This is a genomic window from Streptomyces sp. NPDC051173, assembly GCF_040689515.1.
GTDB lineage: Bacteria > Actinomycetota > Actinomycetes > Streptomycetales > Streptomycetaceae > Streptomyces.
On sequence record NZ_JBFBBD010000158.1, the window covers coordinates 1 to 3,220 of the forward strand.

Annotated in this window: 2 protein-coding genes; both read left to right on the forward strand. The window is 71.7% G+C overall.

Going from position 1 to position 3,220, the window contains the following annotated elements; genetic code table 11:
* The first annotated feature begins 461 nt into the window (after window positions 1-461).
* Window positions 462-1,682 carry an NADP-dependent isocitrate dehydrogenase gene (locus AB0435_RS34005; RefSeq protein WP_366428717.1) on the forward strand — a complete coding sequence of 407 codons (1,221 nt, stop codon included), beginning with the start codon at window positions 462-464 and terminating at the stop codon, window positions 1,680-1,682.
* Window positions 1,683-2,068: 386 nt separating this feature from the next.
* Window positions 2,069-3,076, forward strand: coding sequence for a DUF2690 domain-containing protein (locus tag AB0435_RS34010; RefSeq protein WP_366008156.1), 1,008 nt, complete (start codon window positions 2,069-2,071; stop codon window positions 3,074-3,076).
* Window positions 3,077-3,220 lie beyond the last annotated feature (144 nt).

The following is a 3,220-nucleotide window of genomic DNA, read 5'->3' on the forward strand; positions in this document are numbered from 1 at the left end:
GTGCGTGGCGCTGTCTTACGTGTTGGGTGCTGTGACTACGCACCGCGTTCCAGAACCTCACCCTCCGGCCCCACCCCCTCCGCCGGTGGGTACGTAGACCCTCGGGGCACGCCTCTCTGTCTTTTCCGCCGGGCACGCCGTTCTTTTCTTTTCCGCCGGGTGCGTGAAATCCAGCCCGTTGGGGGCACCTCCCAGCGGTAGCTGGGGGAGCTCCCGCCGCAGGCGGCAACGGACCCGCGCGCCGGGGTCTGGGGCAGCGCCCCAGTTCCGGGAAGGGGCGGGGTAGGGGAAGGAGCCCGCCGCAGGCGCCAGCCGACCCGCAGACAAGGGGGCCCGGGGCGTAGCCCCGCACGCGGCGGAGCCGCACAGCAGACGCAGCCGGGCGGCGACCAAAACCGCAACCAGCGGAAAGCGTGCGTGGGGTGCGTGACTGCCCGGGGTCCCGGGACGAAGATCTCCCCATGGCCAAGATCAAGGTTGCCAACCCCGTCGTCGAGCTCGACGGCGACGAGATGACCCGCATCATCTGGTCCTTCATCAAGGACAAGCTGATCCTTCCCTACCTCGACATCGAGCTGGACTACTTCGACCTGGGGATCGAGCACCGCGACGCCACCAGCGACCAGGTGACCGTCGACGCCGCCAAGGCCATCCAGCGGCACGGCGTCGGCGTGAAGTGCGCGACGATCACGCCGGACGAGGCGCGGGTCGAGGAGTTCGGTCTCAAGGCGATGTACCCGTCGCCCAACGGCACGATCCGCAACATCCTCGGCGGGGTGATCTTCCGCGAACCGATCATCATGGCGAACGTGCCGCGGCTGGTGCCGGGCTGGACCGAGCCGATCGTCGTCGGCCGTCACGCCTTCGGCGACCAGTACCGCGCGACCGACCTCAAGATCCCCGGCCCCGGCACCCTCACCATGACCTTCACCCCGAAGGACGGCTCCGAGCCGGCCGAGGTGGAGGTGCACGACTTCCCGGGCCCGGGGGTGGCGCTCGGGATGTACAACCACGACGACTCGATCCGCGACTTCGCGCGCGCCTCGTTCCGCTACGGCCTGGCCCGCCGCTATCCCGTCTACCTCTCGACGAAGAACACCATCCTGAAGAAGTACGACGGGCGGTTCAAGGACCTCTTCCAGGAGGTCTTCGACGCGGAGTTCCGGGCGGAGTTCGAGCGGGCGGGGCTCGCCTACGAGCACCGGCTGATCGACGACATGGTCGCCGCCGTGCTGAAGTGGCCCGGCGGCTACGTCTGGGCCTGCAAGAACTACGACGGGGACGTGCAGTCCGACATCGTCGCGCAGGGCTTCGGCTCGCTGGGCCTGATGACCTCGGTCCTGATGTCGCCCGACGGCCGCACCCTGGAGGCCGAGGCCGCCCACGGCACGGTCACCCGGCACTACCGCCACCACCAGCAGGGCAAGCCGACCTCGACCAACCCGATCGCCTCGGTCTTCGCCTGGACCCGCGCCCTCGCCCACCGCGGCAGGCTCGACGGCACCCCCGAGGTCACCGCCTTCGCGGAGGAGCTGGAGCGGGTCTGCGTCGAGACCGTCGAGGGCGGCCGGATGACCAAGGACCTGGCGGCGCTGATCTCCAAGGACACCCCCTGGCTGACCACAGAGCAGTTCCTGGACGCGCTGGACGAGAAGCTCGGGCGGCGGATGGCCGCCCGCTGAACCCCTTGCGCGAGAAGGCGGTCCGCACCACCCTGGCCGGGAGGCGCGGACCGCCTCCCTCCGGGTGAGCGGCCACGGTGCCCTGTCTTCCACCCCCGTGGGAAGACGGGACACCGCCCGATACGAGAATCATGATCGGAACGGGGCCGGGCAAGATCTTCAAGCCTGCTGTGGCCGGGAAGTGACGGTTCTGGGACGAGGTCTCCGTTCCGTACCAGTTGCGCCCCCGGCGCGACAAGGGTGCATACCACCCCGTTGTTGACCCCAAATGCCACCGTGCGCCCCCGGGTTGGGAACTGCCATGCTGATGTGTGGCATCCCCTTGGGTAGCCAGCACCGGGACCGCGGGGGACAACCGTACGCAACGGGGGAACAGGGGGACGGCAATGCCTCGCTGGAGGGCGCTACCGGAAGAACTCGACCCACAGGTCGGCGAATTCACCGAACAGCTGCGCAGACTCGTCGAACGCAGCGGGCTGAGCCTAGGTGCCGTGGCCGACCGCACCGGCTACAGCAAGACGTCCTGGGAGCGGTATCTGAACGGGCGGCTGCTGCCGCCGCTCGGCGCCGCCGAGGCCCTCGCCGAGGTGACGGGCACCGACGTCGGGCACCTGAGCACCATGTGGGAGCTGGCCGAACGGGCCTGGAGCCGCTCCGAGCTGCGGCACGACGTCACGATGGAGGCCGCCCGGGTCTCCCAGGCGCGGGCCGCGCTGGGCGAGTTCGGCCCGCCGGCGCGGCCGCCGCTCTGCCGCGAAGCCCCGCCGCGCGCCGAGGAGGCCCCCGCGCCGCCCGCCCCGTCCGTGCCGCGCTCGCCCCGGCCGCCCGACTACCGCGCCAAGGCCATCCCCGTCGGACAGCGGCCGCGCCGCCGGGCCGCGCTCTTCGTGACCGGTGTCGTGGGCGCCCTCCTCGTCGTCGCCGCGGCCGCGCTGCTGCTCGGCGCGGGCGGCGGCGACAAGCACAAAGGGGCGGAGGCGCCGCCCGCCACCTCGCCCGCCGCCAGTGCTTCCGCGGACCTCCCGACCGGGGTGAAGTGCGCCGGTGACAGCTGCGCGGGCAAGGACCCCGAGGCGATGGGCTGCGGCGGCGCCCGTGCGACGACGGCCGGCTCGGCGACGGTCGGCAGGTCGTACGTCGAGGTGCGCTACAGCGAGGTCTGCCGGGCGGCGTGGGGCCGCATCACCCAGGCCGCGAGCGGGGACGCCGTCCGCATAAACTCCCGCCCCACGGCTTCGGCTCCGGCCCGTACGGAGGCCGGTCGTGTCGGGGCCACGCCCGGCCATACGGCTGATGGCTACACGCCCATGGTGACGGTCTCGGCTCCGGATCAGGCGACGGCCTGCGCGACGCTTCTCGCGGGGCCGCGGGGGTGCACGAAGCCGGCTCGGTGACCGGGGGGTTTGTTCCCCGGCCCCGCCCTTCCCGGGTGCGCGTGCGTGGCGCCTGCGGCGGGCTTGTTCCCCAGCCCCGCCCCTTCCCGAAACTGGGGCGCTGCCCCAGACCCCGCAACACGCTTCGCGCGTTGTCCTCAAACT

Bases quoted from the DNA above. Each gene is read 5' to 3' on its own strand.
- AB0435_RS34005 (WP_366428717.1), top strand. From the start codon at position 462: ATGGCCAAGATCAAGGTTGCCAACCCCGTCGTCGAGCTCGACGGCGAC.
- AB0435_RS34010 (WP_366008156.1), top strand. From the start codon at position 2,069: ATGCCTCGCTGGAGGGCGCTACCGGAAGAACTCGACCCACAGGTCGGC.